Source organism: Mesobacillus sp. MER 48 (assembly GCF_023714225.1).
GTDB lineage: Bacteria > Bacillota > Bacilli > Bacillales > Cytobacillaceae > Mesobacillus > Mesobacillus oceanisediminis_A.
Map to the genome: position 1 here is coordinate 46026 of NZ_JAMAUR010000001.1, position 16247 is coordinate 62272.

A 16247-nucleotide genomic window follows, 5' to 3' on the forward strand; every position below is an offset into this window, starting at 1 on the left:
TGATATAGTAGGAGGGATTAAAGGGGGAGCAGCAGTGAATCATAAAAAAACGACAAAAATGTTACTCGCCATCCTTATGGCTTATTTTATTTTGCCAAATCTAGTTTCAGCCCATAATGGTTCACGAGATGAACTTGGTGGTCATTTCCGTAATGCGGATTGCACCTATTTCCTTCATGAACCAAATTCATTGGCAAAAAGTGCAGCAAATATAGATGAACTGATCCGTCTGATACAGGTGTATAACAATAATTCCGGTTGTGCCGATGGGTTGAGTGAAGGAAAAATCGATCTGCAGGGATATACTTTTCAGGGAGAAGGAGGAGCTGTTTCAAAACCAACTGAAAACTCGGTTCCTAAAGCAGCACTTGCGACTGGCAAATTTCAAATTGGCAAAACGTATGAAGCAGAATTAAAAGATTGTACTGACGGGGATACGGCTGTCTTTACGATCAACGGAAAAGACTATAAAACTCGTTTTCTATACATAGACACTCCTGAAAGCACAAAGACAAAGGAGCCGTTTGGACCTGAGGCTGCTCAGTATACCTGTTCCTTTTTAAAAAAGGGGAAAATCACACTTGAAACTGATGGCTCCAGCCTGTTCGATAAATATGATCGACTTCTGGCCTGGGTTTGGGTAGATGACAAACTTCATCAGGAAGCAATCACGAAGGCAGGTCTTGTAGAAGACTTTTACGATTATGGCAGCTATAAATACGAAAACCGGATTTGGTCAGCGATGGAGTTTGCAAAAGAAAAGGGTAAAGGAATGTATGCCGGGGAAGGAAACACATCCCGCCCAAAAGATTCTGCAGACGAGTCACCCAAAGGGCAGGAAAGCGAAAATAGTGAAGGGACAAAAGATGCTGACGAGCTAAATTGTGGATTTTTAAGCGGCCTTTTGTTCGCACTGTTATTTTACCTGACAGTCCCATTCAAGAAATCCCTAGGAAAGCCAACACTGATCGCCCACCGAATGTGGGGTGAAAAATGGTGGCTTAACCTATTGCTCGGAATTCTTTACGCATTATTGTGCTACATAACATTACTTTTATTGCTTGTGGAATTACTCCCTCTTTTAAAAAGTAATAAGCGCAGACGGTGATGACGGACAAATATCTCCGGGATTCTCGCAAAACTGTCCGTCATTGAGGGCATGATGGACAAAAAACTCTAGGATACTCACAAAACTGTCCGTCATCGGGAGCATGATGGACAAAAAACTCCGAGATACTCGCAAAACTGTCCGTCATCATAATGTTGACGGACAGTTTAATAAACTTTTAAAAAGAACCTCCCTCTCTTAAACACATTATTGATTATTATCATCCTGCGAAAGTAGCATATTCTCAATGTCCTCATTGGTTGGCGGTGTTTCTGGTTTCAAAAAATGAGTGAGCTTATCTATTTTTCTATGTAATCTTACGATATCAATCAAAATCAGCAGCAGTAACACAATTATTATCCAAGACATCGGTACCTCCCCCTTCTATAATTTCTAATATAAGGTAAATATTATGGAATGGATAGGCTAAAATGGATAAAGTTTGCGCTGGTCACTGGTTTATAATACTATTTTAATGACTATTTATGGTGGTGTTGCAGTGGAAATTACCAAGCATTTATTAATGAATCTTTCACTTCTTCTTGTCCTTCTTTTTTTTACGCAGTTAATCATGGAAAGGCAAGTGAAAGAAGAAAGTCGAAAAAATCTTGAATTAGTCTATTTCGTTATTGCTATTTTTACATGTTATATTTTTTCAGTGCAGGTCCAGGATGGTATCAGCTTTGACCTTCGCCAGGTGCCCATGATCTTAGGTAGTCTTTATGCCGGCCATAGCTTTCTGTTTGCAGGTCTAACTATATTGATGAGAGGGTTTTTAGGGATTAATGATGGGTTTTGGATATCGGTCTTGGTGTTTACCACTCTTGCTTTCATTTTAAAATGGATGCATTCGTGGTTTAACAGGCTTACCATCAATCAGCGGGTCGGTGTATCAATCATTTTGACTGTCATGACTTCGTTCGTTTTGATGCAAATGGTGACGGTGGTCAATCAACCTATCAGGCACCCTGAAGCTTGGCTCAGCTTTATTTTGATCCCGGCGCTTACATCTGGCCTGGTCAGTTATTCAATTGAGACCATCAAGCAAACATTGTTAATTCGCCAGCGGCTTGCGAAGGCTGATAAAATTGAGGCTGTCAGCCATCTTAGTGCAGCAATCTCCCACGAAATCCGAAACCCTCTTACAACAGTAAAGGGATTCCTGCAGCTTCTCAGCGAACAGGATTATCCTGATGAAAAGAAAAAAGAATTCATCCATATTGCAGTCGAGGAACTGAATCGCGCAGAAGAAGTCATCAATGATTATCTTACTTTTGCCAGGCCAGCGTTTGAAAAGGTCGAAGAAATCGACATAGAAAAAGAATTGAATCAAGTACTTAACGTGTTGAAGCCGCTTGCTAATCTGAACGGAGTGGAAGTCAGAAAAAAATACACTTCACGTTTAACCATTTCGGGGGACCGATCAAAGTTTCAACAGGCTTTCATCAATCTGATTAAAAATGCCCTTGAGGCGATGCCGGATGGAGGAGAATTGACCGTGCAGACCTTCCGTACTGGAAGTGTTGTCCATATTCTTGTCAGGGATACGGGAATCGGAATGACCAACGAACAAATCACCCGCCTTGGTGAGCCATACTATACAACAAAAGGGCAGCAAGGAACAGGTCTGGGAATGATGGTGACATTCAGCATCATTCGGGCAATGAAGGGGAAAGTCGAAATTAAAAGCCAGGTCGGCAAAGGGGCGACTTTCCATATCCGTTTTAATCATTTCGATGATAAGCCAGATTAAAGTTAAATTGTCTCAATACAGCCTATGTCGACGGAGTTTCTCCTCCTGAAGAAAAAAGCCTGCCAAAACTGGCAGGTTTTTAACGTTGGATTATTTTTCTGATGACATTCTGAAGATTTCCTTCCGTTGTAATATCAGAAAAGTTAATTCCGAGCTGCACCGCCGTTTGAGCAACTTCCGGCCGGATGCCTGTTACAATTGTTCGCACGCCAATCAATTTCAAGGCGTCCATTAATTTAAAGATCTCATGGGCGACCATAGTATCGACCATCACGACCCCTGAAAGGTCGAGGATCAGTGATTTAATTTTGGCATCAACACTCTGGGAAAGCGTGGATTCCATTAAACCTTTTGCTCTGGTTGTGTCAATTTCGCCGATTAACGGCAGAAGGCCAACTTCTTTTGTAAGCGTAATGACAGGTGCACTCAACTCCTTTATCAGAGTTGCCTGGGAGGCAAGCCGGTTCATGAGAATTTCCATGAAAACGATAATAAAGGTTTCAAATACATAATCAAGCGTATAATTCAGCTTTTTTTCCCAGGTAAAAACATCATCCAATGTAACTTCCAGATCCGTTTCGCTGACAAACTTTTGCACATACTCCCAATAGACGCGGCGGAATACACCTGAATTCCAGGCAACTTCCGTCAAATCTGTTTTGGACTTGATCCGGTCTGAAGCAGTCTGGCTCGTCCAAGCCGAAATGGTCTCCTTCATCTCTTCCTCAGTCTGGTAAAGCGACTTAGCCACCAGGCGTACATAATTCGAATTTTGTTCCTTAACCCTGTTCATGATTTCAGGAGGAGCATCAGCTGAGTAATCAGAGCCTGTTATGATCCGCTGGCGTTTTAGCCAATCCTGCGTAAAGTCTGTCGCATTGTCCACCAAAAACTGGTATAACGCTTCTGTTTTTTGATCCATTTCAATCCCTGCTTTATTGGTTATTGATAACTCTATTCTTCAAGACTGCTGCCTAAAAGTCAAATTTCTATGTTTTCTGTTACGGTGGAAGATGACATGATCTTCTGGTAAAATCAAACAAGAACATTAGTTCGCTTCCATTTCCTTAATTTGAATGCCCATTAAATTTTTGTGTTTGATATAATAATAGCATTCAAATTACACAGTAGAAAAAGAGAGAGAGATATGGAAATTTTAATCGGGGGAGGATGAACATGAAATTTATTCATACAGGTGATTGGCATCTTGGAAAGCTTGTCCATGGCATCTATATGACAGAAGACCAGCGGGAGGTATTGAATCAATTTGTTGATCTTGTTGCTGAGGAACAGCCTGACGCAGTTGTGATCGCTGGGGATCTATATGACAGATCTGTTCCGCCGACTGATGCAGTTGAGCTGCTCGATGAAATTCTTTTCAGGATCAATGTCGAGTTGAATACGCCAGTAGTAGCGATAGCAGGGAACCACGACAGTGCAGAACGACTGTCATTCGGCAGCTCATGGTACCGTCATAATCATTTTTACCTTACTGGCAAATTGACCAATGATTTTAACCCTGTACATATCAACGGGGTCAATTTTCATCTGATTCCGTACGCTGAACCCGGTGTAGTGCGCCACCTGCTTGGCGATACTTCGATCCATTCCCATCAGGATGCTATGAAAGCACTTATCGGTAAAATAGAAGAAAACCTGAATCCGAACGAACCGAATGTTTTTGTCGGACATGCTTTCGTTCTTGGAGGGGATTCCTGTGACTCTGAACGCGCGCTTTCAGTAGGTGGTTCTGGCTGTGTGACACAGGATTTATTTGATCCATTCTCGTACACGGCACTGGGGCACCTACACAGTCCTGATGCGATAAAACATGACAAGGTCAAATACTCCGGATCACTCTTAAAATATTCGTTTTCAGAGGCGAAACAGCGAAAGTCTGTCTCAATTGTCGAAGTGAATGATAATGGAAGCTTCGAAATGAGATATAAGAGCCTCAAACCCAAGCAGGATATGCGTGAATTGGAAGGACATCTTGAACAGCTTTTGGACCCTTCTTTTTATGAAAAAGAAAACACAATGGATTATTTGAAAGTGACTTTGCTGGATGACGGAGCGATGATTGACCCAATGGGCAAGCTGCGCCAGGTCTTTCCTAATGTCCTGCATCTTGAACGAAAAATCGAATCCATCGACCAGAAGCACAGGCAGCGCTTCACCTCCATCAGGGAAGAAAAAAAATCCGAGCTTGAGCTTTTTGAACAGTTCTACAAGGAAATGACGACTAGTGAATTCACTGAGGAGAAGCGCGGTATCATGACTGACGTGATTGGTAAAGTGTTAAAAGAGGAGGGACAGAAATGAAACCTCTTAAACTGACGATGCAGGCTTTTGGCCCATATGCCGGTACGGAAACGATTGATTTTAAAGAGCTCGCAAACAGGACAATGTTTGTCATTTCCGGTAAAACTGGTGCCGGGAAGACAACGATATTCGATGGTATCAGTTATGCGATTTATGGAAAGGCAAGCGGGGAAGACAGGAATGGCCCTGACTTGCGCAGCCAGTTCGCTGATGATGATGTCCTCACTGAAGTCTCCCTCGATTTTTCCTTGCGCCAAAAGACATACCGGATCACGCGGTCCCCGCAACAGGAGAGGAAAAAGAAATCTGGGGAAGGAACAACCACCGTCGGAGCAAAGGCAGAGCTTTATCTGATCGACGGAAATGGTGATATCCAGCTGCTGGCTTCCAATGTTCGTGAAGCAGATGAAAAAATAAAGGAAATTATGATCATTGACAGCAACCAATTCCGCCAAATCCTAATGATTCCGCAGGGAGAATTCCGGAAGCTGCTGACTTCTGACAGCAAAGAAAAAGAAGTCATCCTGCAAAGGTTATTCCATACTGAAATTTATAAAAGAGTGGAAGAAAAATTAAGAGAAGAAGCAACACTCTTAAAAAAGACGGTAGAGGACCAGGTAGAAAAAAGGAACGCTCAGCTGCGAAGCATTAAAGCAGTTGAAAACGATGAGCTCAAAGAACTGATTGATGCTGGTAGTGTGAATGACACCCTTATTCTTCCGCTTTTGAAAAACGAAATCGATGCTATGGAGAGCAAGCTTCGGGAACTTGCTAAGGACCGTGAAAAGCTTCAAAAAGACCGCGATCAAATGCAGCAGCGCTTGTTCGAGGCCGAAGCCACTTTGAAACAGATTCAATCCCTTGATACCTTGAAAACAGCGAAGGAAAAACTGGAATCCCAGCAATCCTTGTTTGCAGAAAAAGAAACGCAGACTGTACTTGCCAAAAAAGCTGCCCTGCTCGATGCCCAGGAACAGCTTTGCCACAGGCTGAAGGCAGATTTTGATTCAATGACGAACCAGGTCTCACAGATAACCCAGCGAATTGGACAGTTATCAAGGAAACTGAAAGAGGCTGAACAGGAAAACCAAAGACAAATTGAACGTGAACCTGAGAGAACAGCTGCAGCAGAACAAGTGAACCTGCTTAAGAATATGAGAGAAGAAGTCCTGGCATTTGATAGTACCGATTCCAGGGTCAAGGAAATGAAAGCATCCCTTGATTCCAAAAAGCAGGAACGTGAAAAGGGTGAACATTCCCTGAAGACAGCAGAAGAGCGTCTAAAGGTTCTGCAAATGGAGAAAGAAGAGGCGGAAAAGGCTCAATTTACTTTTCTTGAGAATGACCGGCAATTAGAAAAGCTGCTGCGCGAGTTGGACAAGCTAATTAAATTTAAAAACCAGACTCAGAAAACTCAAATGGCACAAACAAATTATGAAAAAAACAGAGGACAACTTAACCAGGCTGTTGCTCATCACAATGATGGAAAAGCCGCAGCAGAAGAGCTGGAGCAAAAGTGGCTGCATTCCCAGGCGGCCGTTTTGGCCGGGAAACTGCAGGAAGGCAGTGCCTGCCCGGTCTGCGGATCCGAACATCATCCGGTTCCTGCAAGAGCAAGCGAAGGCTTCATCCCAAACGAAGAGGATTTAAAAGCCGCACGGGAGAAGGTTTCCGTTCTCGAGAAAGAAAAGAGTACTTTTGAAAAAGCCTTTATTGAAGCAGAAACAACTTTAAGGTCATTAAACGCAAATAGCGACGAATTAATGGCTGAAATCATTGGTTTCCGTCCTGGCTTTGAAATTGATCAGACATCGGATGTCATCCTCATGACAGAGGCTGATATTGAAAAGCTTAAAAAAGAGCAGAATCGACTCGCTATAAAGCAAAAAGAACTTGAAAAAATCAGAGCAGAAATCAAGAGATATGATGAAGGCAGGGAAAAATTGCAACAGCAATTAAAAGAGCTTGAAGAAGGATTCCAAAAACTGATCATCCAGTATACCGAAAAGAAGACCACGCTGGAGAGAATGACAGACAAAATACCGGAACAACTCCGTTCACTGCAAGCATTCGAAGCAAAGCTTCAATCTGCAGAACTGCAGCAGAAACAGCTTGACCAGGAAATGGAACAGGCCCGAAAGAACTTCCAGGATGCCAGGGAATTGCTAGGGACTGAGAAAGCCCGTCTTGAAGAGGCTGAGAAGCGTTTGAATGAAATCGAAGCGAAGTTGGCCGAAGAACGGGAAACGTTTAAAAACAACATGACAGCCCAGGGATTTGAAAATTACCAGGCATATCACCAGGCGAAGGTCCCTGAGCAGGCAATCCTGCGACTTGAAACAGAAGTAAGAAATTATCGCGAAGAATTGAGATCTGTCAGGGACCGTTTTACAGAACTCTCGGAAATGTTGAAGGATGTTAAAAAGCCTGATCTGGAAACACTTCAAACTGGTTTCGCAGAACTGAATCAAAAGATTAAAGAAGCTGATGAGGCATTCCAGGATCTCAATCTAAAAAAACGTGATAATCAGTCTATTTTTATACAGGTTATCACATTGAATGAACAAATGAAGCAGCTTGAGGAAAAGTACAAATTAGTCGGTCATCTATTCGAAATCTCCAAAGGACAGAACACTTATAGAGTTACATTTGAACGCTTCGTCCTTGCTGCTTTCCTCGATGATATTCTTCGGGAGGCCAATGTCAGGCTGCATAAGATGACAAGCGGCCGATACAGATTATTGAGGAAAACGGACCGTTCAAAAGGCAATGTTCAAAGTGGTCTGGAACTGCTGGTACTTGATGCTTACACAGGGCAGGAAAGGCATGTCAAGACCCTTTCTGGGGGTGAGAGCTTCAAGGCGGCCCTTTCACTGGCCCTAGGCCTTGCGGATGTGGTACAGAACTACGCCGGCGGAGTTTCGCTTGAGACCATGTTCATTGATGAAGGATTCGGAACGCTTGATCCAGAATCGCTTGATCAGGCAATTGAAGCATTGATCGATATCCAGAGCAGCGGACGCCTTGTCGGCATCATATCTCACGTTCCAGAACTAAAGGAACGAATTGATGCAAGGCTTGAGGTTATCTCTACACAAACAGGAAGCAAAACTCAGTTTATGTTAATGAATTAACGAAGAATACAGCATCTTGAAATAGGTGCTGTATTTTCACGCTTAAAGAAAAGTCTATAAAACTCAGCAAAGCTAAATCAGCTTTTATTGAGCAATCATCAAATATAGTCAGCAGGGAGATAGATCATGGAATTTGAAGTTCAATACCTTTCATTCTACGTTGTGCAGGTAGAAGGCAAAGGCGATCAGGCAGATAAAAGGTACAAGCATTTCCAGACATTGAACGAGGAAGAGTATGAAAATAGTCCTTTAAAAGATTTCCTGGATGGTGAGTTCACAAAAATCGTAAAACGAAAGGTCGAAAGACATCCCAAAACGGATGAAGTTCCAACAAAGATCGGCTACTTCATTGTTGAGGAAGGGCATGACCTTACCTCAAACCCAAACTATAATCTTTTTCACCGGGCACGGTTTGCGGAATCAAAGGATGATTTCCAGCAGGAGAGTGAGAAGTTCGCTATTGCCTATGTGGATACAAGTGCTGTCCGCGGAGGTGCATTCATTGTAGCAAGGGCGAAGCTACGCAAATATTTTGATGATGCGTTTGTTTTCATCCTGAAATGTGACTTCGAACCAAAAGTAGCTTCCATTTCTGATGAATCCACATTGATCCGTCAGGTAGAAATGGCCATTACGACGAAGAATATGAAGTCAATCCAGTATCCTTTCATGCCTGAAGAAGGGATGATCCAGGATAATGAACTTAAAATCAACCAGTCTTCTCATGCACGTTATTTTGAGGATTTTCTGAAATATGTTGAATATGGCCAGTCGATGCCCGAAATCGTGAAAACTCAAGTCATCGAGATGGTCCGCGGCCACATGGAAGATACATTCGAACCGGAAAGTGAAGAGCGTGAGCAGCTCGAAAACGCCATGGAAATCTGGGCGGCCAGCGAAAAACGGGAGCTGCAGGAGCGGTTTGAACCAGAACAAGTCATCGAGGCTGCGGCGCAACTAATCGAGCATACACCCGAGCTCGAGTTAAAAATGAAGCTTGATCATGTTTCAGTAAAAGGATTGCTTGCAGACTATGGTGACAGCATTCACCTGGCAAAATTAAATGGAAAATATGTCTTAATAATTGAAGCAGATACAGTTACCTTTGAAAAAGGTTTTTCGCCAGTCGAATTTGCGAAACCTGATGAAATCGGCACAGTAGTTGAAAAAATAAGACAAAAAGGCTAGAGACAAGTTCATAGAATATTGTGGGTATCGATGATTCGATGCCCTTCTTTTTATATTGTCAACCATTCCATTTTATGGGTATACTTGGTAAGTAGAATGATAGAATAAGTTAGTATGAGGTGGCACAGATTGGTCTCTACATATGTGAATTGGGGAGAGTCGAGAGTAAAATTGACCTGGAAAGAAACTAACCAGCTGCCGCCGGTCAATTTGATCACCAGTGTCCACGGTTTTTGCTTTCTTGGAAAAAACCTGCTGTTGGTAAAGCTGAACCACTGTGGCTGGGATATGACAGGCGGACATATTGAGCCTGATGAGTCTCCTGAGGAGTGTTTCAGACGTGAGACGATGGAAGAGGCCTATGTGGAAGGAGACTGCAGCCTCCTGGGACATGTGATTGTAGATCATAGTGAAAATCTTCATTGGAATGAAAATAGTCCATATCCAAAGATTGGTTTCCAGGTTTTTTACTCAATGAACATTACCGAAATCCATGATTTTGAGGCAGGATTTGAATCAACTGAAAGGGTTTTTATTGACCAAAATAGGGTGCAGGAATTTTATCACGACTGGCATGATTTGTATGAACATATTTTAGGCTGTGCCACGAAAAAACGAAACTAAGATAGTAAGGGTGAAATGTATGGATGCAATTAAGCAAAACAGCCGGGCCTGGGACAAGAAGGTTGAAGAAGGAGCTGTTTATACTAAAGCGGTCTCAAAAGAGGTGATTGAAAAGAGCCGGGCAGGCGATTGGCAAATCACCGTAACTACCGGAAAGCCCGTACCGCGAAGCTGGTTTCCAGATTCTCTGGCAGGATTGAAGGTACTTTGTCTTGCTTCAGGCGGCGGACAGCAGGGGCCAGTTTTGGCAGCAGCTGGAGCTGATGTAATTGTTGTCGACATTTCTGCAAAGCAGCTGGAACAGGATGAATTCGTTGCAAAAAGAGATGGGCTTAACCTGAAGACACTGCAATGCAGTATGACTGATCTTTCAGCATTCAGTAATGAGGAGTTTGACCTCATCGTCCATCCTGTGGCAAATGTTTTCGTAGAAGATGTAAGACCAGTCTGGAACGAAGCTTCAAGAGTACTGAAAGACAAAGGGACGTTAATTTCTGGTTTCACAAATCCGCTGTTATTCATCTTTGATGATGATGAAGACAGAAAAGGAAACCTGGTAGTTAAAAACAAAATACCAGGTTCGACACTTGATAATTTGACCATTCAGCAAAAAGAAGAATATATCAGATTAAATGAAACAGTGGAATTCTGGCATACATTAGAGGACCAAATACAAGGCCAAATTGATGCCGGAATGATGATTACCGGTCTATACGAGGACGATTTCGGGAGCAGAAGGCCGCTGGATGAGTTTATTAAGTGCTTTGTCGCTACCAGAGCAGTCAAACTAAACGTATAGTTTTAATGATGCCGCCTTAGATCTTTTCTAAGGCGGCATTTTATTTTTAGAATATTTAGACTAATAGTTGAATATTTCAATATAAACGTTATAATAAAGTTGAAATTACATACCGACCGGTTAGTAGATTATGATAAGGGGGAAGTCAATGAGATTAGCCAACAAAACAGCCATCATTACTGGTGGTGCCAGCGGAATTGGCCGAGCAGCCGCTATGGCCTTTGTAAGAGAAGGAGCGAAGGTTGCCATCGCAGACTTAAATGCAGAAGGCGGGAGGGAAACTGCAAAGCTGATTGAGCAGCAGGGAGGAACCGCTTTTTTTCACGAAACCAATGTAAGCGATTCCAACCAGATGCAAAGTCTTATATCCGCCGCTGTGGATTCTTTCGGACAGCTGGATATCCTCTTTAATAATGCCGGCATCGGACATCCTGATGTTAAAAGTGTCGATCTCGATGAAGAAGAATGGGATCGGATCATCGATATTAATCTTAAAGGGGTTTTTCTCGGAATTAAACATGCTGTTCCTCATCTGAAAAAGGCTGGCGGCGGTGCAATCATCAATACATCAAGCCTGCTTGGGCTCAAAGGCCAGAAATATCTCGCTGCCTATAATGCATCGAAAGCAGGGGTAGTTCTGCTGACTAAAAATGCAGCACTGGAATACGGCAGTGACAACATTCGTGTGAATGCCATTGCACCAGGAGTCATCGATACACAAATCATCGAAGGCTGGAAGAATGATGTTAGGAAATGGCCGATCATTTCAAGGGCAAATGCACTGGGAAGAATCGGGACACCTGAAGAGGTTGCGAACGCGGTTTTGTTCCTTGCCTCTGATGAAGCATCTTTTATAACTGGTGCGACGTTGTCAGTCGACGGCGGTGGGCTGACATTTTAGCATAAAATTTATGAATGGAGGAATAGAAATGAGCGAGAAAAACGTCTGGCTTTCCAAGTACCCTGACTCCATTGCAGCCACTATCACTCTGCCTGAAAAATCTTTGCCGCAAATGCTTCGTGAATCTGCAGGAAAGTATCCTCAAAACAATGCACTTTCGTTTTATGGCAGGAAGATCAGCTATGAACAATTATTACAAAGTGCAACACATTTCGCATCAGCACTTCAAAATAGAGGTGTTGAATCAGGTGACAGGGTGGCGATCATGCTTCCAAATTGTCCTCAATATGTTATTTCTTATTATGGCACCCTGACTGCCGGGGCAGTCGTCACCCAGGTTAACCCTATGTCTGTGGAACGTGAGCTGGAATATATCTTGAATGATTCTGGCGCAGAAACAATTGTTGTTTTTGATGCTCTTTATCAAAAAGTCAAAAGTGTTCAGGCATCTACCAAATTAAAGAATATTATAGTAGCCAGCCTCCAGCCTTCTGAGCATAATTTTAGTCCTGACACAAGATTTGAGCCTTTTCTATCAGAAAGCAGCGGCAGGATCTCAGTCGTGGATGTGGATCCTGCCGAGGATGTGGCAGTATTGCAATATACAGGCGGAACGACAGGAAGATCCAAAGGTGCTATGCTGACCCACCATAATCTTCTTGCAAATGTACTGCAGTCACATGAGTTTTTTAAGCATGATATAAAATTTGGAAAAGAGCGTTCCTTGACAGTCATTCCGTTATTTCATGTTTTTGGCATGACCGCTTGTATGAATCTGTCAATCTATACGGGAGCAGAGATCATTTTGCTGCCTCGTTTTGACCTGGAAGAGGTACTTAATACAATTAAAAATGAGCAGCCGACGATGTTCCCGGGCGTCCCGACAATGTATGTTGCGATCACAAACCATCCAAAAGCCGAGGAGTACGGAATCGGCAGCATTGAATTATGCAACAGCGGCAGTGCGCCCATGCCTGTTGAGCTTCTTCGGGAATTCGAAAGGAAAACGGGTTCGAAAATTCTGGAGGGCTACGGCCTTTCCGAAGCATCGCCGACAACACATTGCAATCCAAGTTTTGCCGAGAGAAAGCCAGGAAGTGTCGGAATCGGCATGCCATCAACTGAGTACAAGGTCGTGGACCTGGCTTCCGGGACAGAAGAAGTACCAGTGGGGGAACTAGGGGAAGTAATCATAAAAGGTCCACAGATTATGAAGGGTTATTGGAATATGCCCGAGGAAACAGCAACCACCTTGCGAAATGGCTGGTTATATACAGGAGATATCGCAAGAGTTGATGAAGATGGCTACCTGTATATTGTCGACCGAAAAAAAGACATGATTATCGCGAGCGGCTATAATATCTATCCCCGTGATATAGAGGAAGTACTCTATGAGCACCCTGCCGTACAGGAGGCAGTAGTCATCGGAATTCCTGATGAATATCGGGGTGAAGCCGTGAAAGCCGTCATCGTCCTGAAGGAAGGTAAGGAAGCGGATGAAGCTGGAATCAAGGAGTTTTGCCGAAAGAATATGGCGGCCTATAAGGTGCCTAACGTGGTTGAATTCCGTGATCAGCTGCCAAAAACAAGTGTTGGCAAGATATTGCGCAGGGCTCTGAGAGAGGAATTATTAAAAAGTTAATAACTCCATTGATCTAGAAGGGACAGGGGGTAAAATATGGTATAATTTTTTTATGCAGACTAGTAGGAATGCGAGGACAGCAAAGTGAAAGAGAAAATAACCGAGTACAGCATAAAATTATTCGAAAAAAAAGGCTTCAGTGAAACATCCATCCAGGATATCGTGGATTCAATTGGAGTTACAAAAGGGTCTTTCTATTATTATTTTTCCAGCAAAGAAGAACTTCTGATGGATATCCACCTGAGATATATAGACGAATTGCTCGGCAGACAGGAACAGATATTGGCTGATCAATCGACAAGCAAACAAAAATTGTTCGATATCGTCTATATGCTGATCAGCAGCATTAAATCAAAAGGGGCATCAGCAAAAATCTTCTTCAGGGAGATGCGGCATTTAAGTGATGCCAGACTGGCACAGATAATCGCCAAACGGGATGAATTCAGGCTGAACGTGGAACGGCTGATCCGGGAAGGAATCGAAAACGGTGAACTCCGTAAGGATTTAAATCCAGTCATTGTTACCTTTGGTATTCTTGGTGCTGCTAACTGGAGTTATCAGTGGTTTAATCCAGATGGAAAGGTATCTGACAGGGAAGTAGCGGAGATATTTGTCGAAATGATCTTAAAGGGGATCGAGATCAACTGAAGAATAAAATAGGAAGGGGCTTTTATAAGCCTCTTCCCATATCCTTTACATACCAACCGGTCAGTAGGGGGAAAGTGAGGAGAAAAGGATGCAGGAAGTTCAGGTCCAGGCTCGTTTTGGCGAGACGGATGCCTTGGGACATATTAATAATACGAGCTATTTTGTCTATCTTGAAGAGGCAAGAATCCGCTTTTTCGAATCATTGGGCTACAACATGGAATTGGATGATTGGAAGTTCATACTAGCATCAACTAAATGCGATTTTATCAGCCAGGGATATTTTGACCAGCTTTTGACTGTGAAGACATATGTGTCAAGAATCGGGACAAAAAGCTTCCAGCTTGAGCATGACATCGTTTGCTCGCAGACGAATGAGCTGATCGCAAAGGGAAATGCCATCATTGTGCATTATGATTTTAAAAATCAGAGAAGTGAAGTTTTGCCGGAATTGCTCAAAGAAGGATTAAAGAGCTATTTTTTATCCGTTTAAAAAACTGAATATTTTGTATTTTAATTCATTACGGGGGGTGCAAGGTTTGAGGTTCTCAGAAACGGTAGCACTTATTACAGGAGCCGGCAGCGGAATAGGAAAGGCAGCTGCTTCTAGATTGGCTGCAGAGGGGGCAAAAGTGATTTTGGTAGGTAGGACAAAATCAAAGCTTGAAGCAGCAGCTCATGAAATAAACATTGCCCATAAACTCCCTAGAGCAGAAATTTTCCCTGCAGATGTGACCGATGAGGAAGACATCAGTGAATTAGCTGACTATGTTCAAGAACAATTTGGAGACTTGCATGTCCTCATAAATAATGCGGGCGGCTCTGTACATTCAAAAATCATGGACACATCGACAAGCGACTGGGACTTTGTCCAAAATACGAATCTTAGAAGTGTATTCCTTGTTTCAAAAGTATTGGGCAGTTTCATGGCAAAAAAGGCAAGTCTGGAGGAAGGAAAGTTGCAAAGCCGTTCCATAGTAAATGTCGCTTCGTTATCGGGACATCAGGCAGGCGCCCATATTCCTCATTATAGTGCCGCAAAAGCCGGTGTCATCAATTTCACTAGAGCATTGGCTCTGGAATTATCTCCGTTTGGAATCAGGGTCAATTCTGTATCCCCTGGTTTTGTCGAAACCCCTTTAACGGAGGAAGGCATGAAGAATGAACAATTCGTGAAGGCGATCAGGAAAAATACTGCGATGAAACGAGCAGGCAGGCCTGAAGAAATTGCAAGTGTCATCGCTTTTCTTGCCTCACAGGAAGCATCCTATATGACGGGTTCAGATGTCCTTGTCGATGGCGGATGGTTAATCAAATAGAAAATATGAAAGGGTGACGATTGATGAATGTAAAAACAAGTGACCATTTAATGGTTAACAGAAGCGGTGCAGTTCTTTCATTGACACTTAACAGGCCAGAGAGCCTGAATGCTTTCAGCCCAGAAATGATTTTCGGACTGACAGATGAAATCCGGAAGGCCCAGGAGGATCCCAATGTCAAAGTAATCGTGCTGTCAGGCTCTGGCCGATCCTTCAGTGCCGGAGGAGATGTGAAGACAATGGGACAGGCAAATGCCGTCGGCGTTTATGACCATATCGGCAAATTGAATGAATGCATTCTCACCATTAAGGATACTGAGAAGCCAATCATCGCTGAGGTACATGGTTTTGCTGCCGGCGCTGGCTTCAACCTGGCATTGGCATGCGATTTGATCATTGCAGCGAACGACAGCAAATTTGCCCTGAGTTTTTCCCAGGTAGGCCTGGTTTCTGATGGAGGCGGATCCTATTTTGTCCCGCGGCTGGTTGGACCGCACCTGGCAAAACAATTTATGTTCACCGCAGAGCCTGTACCAGCAGAACGCTTATACCAGTTGGGAGTCATCAACTACCTTGTGCCATTGGAAAATCTCCAAGAAGAAACGTTAAAACTGGCCGGCAAGCTTGCCAATGGGCCAACAAGGACGTATGGCATGATCAAGAAGCTGGTGGACCATTCAATGACCGCATCATTAGAGGAAATCCTTGAGCAGGAACGGATAACACAGACGATGATGGTTTCAACAGAGGACCATCAGGAGGGTATCGCAGCTTTTAAGGAAAAAAGGAAACCTAAATTTACAGGCAACTGA

The 16247-nt window shown here is 43.2% G+C and carries 15 protein-coding genes; 13 read left to right on the plus strand and 2 right to left on the minus strand.

All coding sequences use genetic code 11. From position 1 onward, the window contains the following. Positions 1-34 precede the first annotated feature (34 nt). Entirely contained in the window at positions 35-1108 is a 1074-nt protein-coding gene (locus tag M3593_RS00235; protein ID WP_251540081.1) for a thermonuclease family protein, read from the plus strand. A 207-nt stretch (positions 1109-1315) separates the two neighbouring features. Here M3593_RS00235 and M3593_RS00240 read toward each other — a convergent pair whose 3' ends face one another. After that, positions 1316-1477, minus strand: a complete 162-nt coding sequence (locus M3593_RS00240) for a hypothetical protein (protein WP_186326881.1) — start codon at positions 1475-1477, stop codon at positions 1316-1318. 130 nt (positions 1478-1607) lie between these two features. Between M3593_RS00240 and M3593_RS00245 the strand changes: the two genes are divergently transcribed. Then, the gene (locus M3593_RS00245) at positions 1608-2861 is read left to right on the plus strand and encodes an ATP-binding protein (protein ID WP_251540083.1); all 1254 of its coding nucleotides are present in this window, start codon (positions 1608-1610) and stop codon (positions 2859-2861) included. A gap of 79 nt (positions 2862-2940) precedes the next feature. On the opposite strand, the gene M3593_RS23930 is transcribed toward M3593_RS00245, so the two are convergent. Further along, positions 2941-3783, minus strand: a complete 843-nt coding sequence (locus M3593_RS23930) for an STAS domain-containing protein (RefSeq protein WP_285847862.1) — start codon at positions 3781-3783, stop codon at positions 2941-2943. A 254-nt stretch (positions 3784-4037) separates the two neighbouring features. On the opposite strand from M3593_RS23930, the gene M3593_RS00255 reads away from it, so the two are divergent. The 11 genes from M3593_RS00255 (at position 4038) to M3593_RS00305 (ending at position 16247) form a co-directional block, all read left to right on the plus strand. Further along, entirely contained in the window at positions 4038-5183 is a 1146-nt protein-coding gene (locus M3593_RS00255) for an exonuclease SbcCD subunit D (RefSeq protein WP_144480997.1), read from the plus strand. After that, on the plus strand, positions 5180-8317 hold the full coding sequence (locus M3593_RS00260) for an AAA family ATPase (RefSeq protein ID WP_251540085.1): 3138 nt from the start codon (positions 5180-5182) through the stop codon (positions 8315-8317). The genes M3593_RS00255 and M3593_RS00260 overlap by 4 nt, the downstream gene beginning before the upstream one ends. A 126-nt stretch (positions 8318-8443) precedes the next feature. Beyond that, positions 8444-9505 carry a DUF3900 domain-containing protein gene (locus tag M3593_RS00265; protein ID WP_251540087.1) on the plus strand — a complete coding sequence of 354 codons (1062 nt, stop codon included), beginning with the start codon at positions 8444-8446 and terminating at the stop codon, positions 9503-9505. Between the two features lie 129 nt (positions 9506-9634). After that, positions 9635-10129 carry an NUDIX hydrolase gene (locus tag M3593_RS00270; protein ID WP_251540089.1) on the plus strand — a complete coding sequence of 165 codons (495 nt, stop codon included), beginning with the start codon at positions 9635-9637 and terminating at the stop codon, positions 10127-10129. Between the two features lie 19 nt (positions 10130-10148). Then, the gene (locus tag M3593_RS00275; protein ID WP_251540091.1) at positions 10149-10928 is read left to right on the plus strand and encodes a class I SAM-dependent methyltransferase; all 780 of its coding nucleotides are present in this window, start codon (positions 10149-10151) and stop codon (positions 10926-10928) included. A 148-nt stretch (positions 10929-11076) separates the two neighbouring features. Next, complete coding sequence (locus M3593_RS00280) at positions 11077-11829, plus strand: SDR family NAD(P)-dependent oxidoreductase (RefSeq protein WP_251540093.1); 753 nt, start codon at positions 11077-11079, stop codon at positions 11827-11829. Positions 11830-11857: 28 nt separating this feature from the next. Next, on the plus strand, positions 11858-13471 hold the full coding sequence (locus M3593_RS00285) for a long-chain-fatty-acid--CoA ligase (protein WP_251540095.1): 1614 nt from the start codon (positions 11858-11860) through the stop codon (positions 13469-13471). A gap of 84 nt (positions 13472-13555) precedes the next feature. Further along, on the plus strand, positions 13556-14119 hold the full coding sequence (locus M3593_RS00290; protein WP_251540097.1) for a TetR/AcrR family transcriptional regulator: 564 nt from the start codon (positions 13556-13558) through the stop codon (positions 14117-14119). 88 nt (positions 14120-14207) lie between these two features. Further along, positions 14208-14609 carry an acyl-CoA thioesterase gene (locus M3593_RS00295; protein WP_144481014.1) on the plus strand — a complete coding sequence of 134 codons (402 nt, stop codon included), beginning with the start codon at positions 14208-14210 and terminating at the stop codon, positions 14607-14609. A 46-nt stretch (positions 14610-14655) separates the two neighbouring features. Beyond that, a complete protein-coding gene (locus tag M3593_RS00300; RefSeq protein ID WP_144481016.1) occupies positions 14656-15435 on the plus strand; it encodes an SDR family NAD(P)-dependent oxidoreductase in 780 nt (259 codons plus the stop codon). A 23-nt stretch (positions 15436-15458) separates the two neighbouring features. Continuing rightward, the gene (locus M3593_RS00305) at positions 15459-16247 is read left to right on the plus strand and encodes an enoyl-CoA hydratase/isomerase family protein (protein ID WP_144481018.1); all 789 of its coding nucleotides are present in this window, start codon (positions 15459-15461) and stop codon (positions 16245-16247) included.

Excerpts from the sequence above, each read along its gene's own strand:
- M3593_RS00240 (WP_186326881.1), bottom strand. The coding sequence starts at position 1,477 with ATGTCTTGGATAATAATTGTGTTACTGCTGCTGATTTTGATTGATATC.
- M3593_RS23930 (WP_285847862.1), bottom strand. The coding sequence starts at position 3,783 with ATGGATCAAAAAACAGAAGCGTTATACCAGTTTTTGGTGGACAATGCG.
- M3593_RS00255 (WP_144480997.1), top strand. The coding sequence starts at position 4,038 with ATGAAATTTATTCATACAGGTGATTGGCATCTTGGAAAGCTTGTCCAT.
- M3593_RS00260 (WP_251540085.1), top strand. The coding sequence starts at position 5,180 with ATGAAACCTCTTAAACTGACGATGCAGGCTTTTGGCCCATATGCCGGT.
- M3593_RS00265 (WP_251540087.1), top strand. The coding sequence starts at position 8,444 with ATGGAATTTGAAGTTCAATACCTTTCATTCTACGTTGTGCAGGTAGAA.
- M3593_RS00275 (WP_251540091.1), top strand. The coding sequence starts at position 10,149 with ATGGATGCAATTAAGCAAAACAGCCGGGCCTGGGACAAGAAGGTTGAA.
- M3593_RS00280 (WP_251540093.1), top strand. The coding sequence starts at position 11,077 with ATGAGATTAGCCAACAAAACAGCCATCATTACTGGTGGTGCCAGCGGA.
- M3593_RS00285 (WP_251540095.1), top strand. The coding sequence starts at position 11,858 with ATGAGCGAGAAAAACGTCTGGCTTTCCAAGTACCCTGACTCCATTGCA.
- M3593_RS00295 (WP_144481014.1), top strand. The coding sequence starts at position 14,208 with ATGCAGGAAGTTCAGGTCCAGGCTCGTTTTGGCGAGACGGATGCCTTG.
- M3593_RS00305 (WP_144481018.1), top strand. The coding sequence starts at position 15,459 with ATGAATGTAAAAACAAGTGACCATTTAATGGTTAACAGAAGCGGTGCA.